Origin of the sequence: Psychrobacter sp. (genome assembly GCF_036731945.1) — a bacterium.
GTDB lineage: Bacteria > Pseudomonadota > Gammaproteobacteria > Pseudomonadales > Moraxellaceae > Psychrobacter.
On the sequence record NZ_DAINDI010000001.1, the window covers coordinates 105,117 to 108,615 of the forward strand.

The window sequence follows — 3,499 nt, forward strand, 5'->3', positions numbered from 1 at the left end:
TTTTACCCGCGCCAGCGAGCAGATGCATTTGACCCAATCTGCCGTCAGTGGTTTGATTAAAGAATTGGAGTCCAGCCTTGGTATTGTGCTATTTGACCGCACCACCCGCCAGCTGTCATTATCCGTCGTTGGTCATCATTTATTGCCGCAAGCGCGCCGTATTTTAAATGAGATGCAGCTATTTGAAAATGAAGCCAGTAGCTTGACAAGTTTGGCGCAAGGTCAAGTCAGACTGGCAGTATCACAATTTGCCGCCTCCTCCATGCCAGCCGTTATTGCTCAATTTGCTAAAGCATATCCAGATATCAGCGTGTCTTTACTTGATTGCTCAGCAGAAAATGTTTTAGAACACATTCAAAACATCGAGGTAGATTTGGGTGTTGGTACTGAGCGTGGTTTTACGGAGCCTGACGATGACATCAGCGCCGATTTGTTATATCAGTTGCCGTTTTGTGTGGTAATGCCAGATAACCATGCGCTGGCGCAAAAATCAGAAGTCATTTGGCAGGATTTAGTAGACACGCCGCTTATTACCTTACAAGGGCCATTTATCGAGCAAGTCACCGCTGAGCTTGATGAGGAAATCGCCAGTCATATTCAGCAGGCGCGCTATAAAGTCAACTTTATGTCCACCGCCCTTGAGATGACCCGCCAAGGTTTTGGCATTACCTTGTGCTTGCCTTATATGCCAGAGGTGATAGATTGGGTAAGCGCCAATGGTTTGCAAATGCGTCCGTTGGCACAGCCGGTTAAAATGCGCCGATTCTTTATTTATCAACGCTCGTCACGCGCTTTATCGCCCGCCAGTATTGCTTTTAAGCAATTTTTGCAAACTTACTTTGCCAGCCACTTTGACGATTTGCAGCGTGTTTAAGGGCAACTCAAGAACTTATTACTTCAATTTAGCAAAGGCTAAAGTCTGTCCAAAAACTTGCTAATAAACAAAAAAATGCGTTAATTAATCAGTATCGCTGAATCTAACATTGAGTTAATCGCCAAACTGGTTTATGCTTTTTAACGCCTTAACTCATCTCCCTTGTAAGGAAAAAAAATGTTTGAACGTATCGATTATTATGCCGGTGACCCGATTTTAGGATTGATGGACAAATTTGCCGCTGACACCAATCCAGATAAAGTCAATTTGGGTGTGGGCGTTTATTATGATGAGGATGGCAAATTGCCTGTCCTTGAGTGTGTCAAAACGGCTGAAGAGCGCATTGCTAACCCTATCTCTCCTCGTCCGTACTTGCCAATGGCAGGCTTACCAGGACACCGTAAAGGTTGCCAAGAATTGCTATTTGGTAAAGACGCGCAAATCTTACAAGACGGTTTGGTAGCCACCATCGCCACTATTGGTGGTTCTGGCGCATTAAAAGTCGGCGCAGAGTTTATCCATGAATGGTTCCCACAATCTAAATGCTACGTCAGCGACCCAACGTGGGGCAATCACATTGCTATCTTTGAAGGCTCTGACGTCGAAGTCGGTAAATATCCGTACTACGACAAAGCGACCAGCAGTGTTAAGTTTGATGAAATGATTGCATTTTTTGAAACTTTGAACAAAAATGATGTCGTCTTATTGCACCCTTGCTGCCATAACCCAACCGGTATGGATTTGACTCGTGAACAATGGGATACCGCGCTAACTGTTATTAAAGCGCGCGAATTGATTCCATTTATGGACATCGCTTACCAAGGCTTTGGCGAAGATATGGACAGCGACGCTTACGCTATCCGTAAAGCAGTCGAGATGGGTCTACCCGTATTTGTCAGTAACTCATTCTCTAAAAACTTATCGCTATACGGTGAGCGTGTCGGCGGTCTATCGGTCGTGTGCCCCAGCACTGACGAAGCTGAGCGCGTCTTTGGTCAGCTAAATGCAACCGTGCGTCGCATCTACTCAAGCCCACCATCACATGGCGGCCGCGTGGTCGATATCGTCATGAACGATGAAGCGCTACATGAGCAATGGGTTGGTGAAGTTTATGCCATGCGTGACCGTATCAAAGCTATGCGCTTAAAGCTCAAATCGGTATTGGAAGAAAAAGTCCCTGGTCGTAACTTTGATTACTTAACTGAGCAAAACGGTATGTTTAGCTTTACCGGTCTGACGCCTGAACAAGTTGAAAAACTCCAAAGCAAATATGGTATCTACATGGTTTCGAACTCACGTATGTGTGTTGCAGGCTTAAATACTAGCAATATCGATTATGTTGCTAATGCTATGGTTGATGTTTTAAAAGACTAACTCTCTAGCGTAATTTTAAAAAAACATGTGATTAAAAAGGCTGAGTCATGACTCAGCCTTTTTTATGTCTGCCACTTTCTAAAAAACACTGCACAAAAAACCTTGCAATCTAATTGGCTATAAATTACATTATACGTAAGTAGTTAACTATAACGTAATTCAATACACGCTTTAGCAAGGAGCACCTCATGTCAACGATTGACAAAAACCTCACCTCATTTATCGATATTGCCGCCGATTCCGACTTCTCTATTCATAACTTGCCTTATGGTATTTTTAGTGATGCTAAAGACGCTGCTAGTAACAACAACCGCCGCGCGGGTGTGGCTATTGGCGAGCAGGTATTAGACTTATCAATACTCGAAGCAGAAGGTTTATTAAGTTTGACTGGTGGCCCATACTTTGATCAGCCAACCCTAAACGCCTTTATTGATTCTGGTCGCGACAACTGGACCAAGGCGCGCAGCACCATTCAAACCTTATTGTCTGCTGATAATGACACACTGCGCGACAATACTGAATTGCAGGCAAAAGCGCTGTTTAAGCAAGCAGACGTCACTATGCATCTGCCTGTGCAAGTACCCGGCTTTACCGATTTTTACTCATCTAAAGAACACGCCACCAATGTCGGCACCATGTTCCGTGACCCAAAGAACGCTCTACTAGCTAACTGGACTGAAATGCCAGTCGGCTATAACGGACGCGCCAGCACCGTTATCGTTAGTGGCACAGATGTGATACGCCCATCGGGTCAGTTAAAACCTAATCCTGACGAACGTCCTATTTTCTCGCCTTGTAAGCGCCTGGATTTTGAGCTTGTCGTTGGTCGCGGCAATAACATCGGCCAACCGATTGCGGTAGATGAGGCTAATGATCATATCTTTGGCATGGTGTTACTCAACGATTGGTCAGCCCGCGATATTCAAAAATGGGAATACGTACCTTTAGGCCCCTTTAATGCCAAGACCTTTGCCTCTGAAGTATCGCCTTGGATTGTGACCATGGATGCGTTAGCACCTTTTAAGACTGCATGCCCAACGCAAGAACCAAAACCACTGGCTTATCTCAATGAAAAAGACAGTAACAATAGCTTTGACATCAATTTATCAGTCGAGCTATTGCCTGAGAATAGCGATGAAGCAACGGTAGTTTGTGAGACCAACTTTAAATATATGTATTGGTCAATGGCACAGCAGCTCACCCACCACACCATCACCGGCTGTAAAGTAGAAGTTGGTGACATGATGGGCT

At 44.8% G+C, this 3,499-nt stretch carries 3 protein-coding genes; all 3 read left to right on the forward strand.

Annotated elements, in window-relative coordinates; genetic code table 11:
- A partial coding sequence (locus tag V7D75_RS00445; protein WP_333612948.1) for a LysR family transcriptional regulator occupies positions 1-874 on the forward strand: 874 nt, incomplete at its 5' end.
- Between the two features lie 177 nt (positions 875-1,051).
- Positions 1,052-2,248, forward strand: a complete 1,197-nt coding sequence (locus tag V7D75_RS00450) for an amino acid aminotransferase (protein WP_333612949.1) — start codon at positions 1,052-1,054, stop codon at positions 2,246-2,248.
- A gap of 188 nt (positions 2,249-2,436) precedes the next feature.
- A partial coding sequence (gene fahA, locus V7D75_RS00455; protein WP_442968890.1) for a fumarylacetoacetase occupies positions 2,437-3,499 on the forward strand: 1,063 nt, incomplete at its 3' end.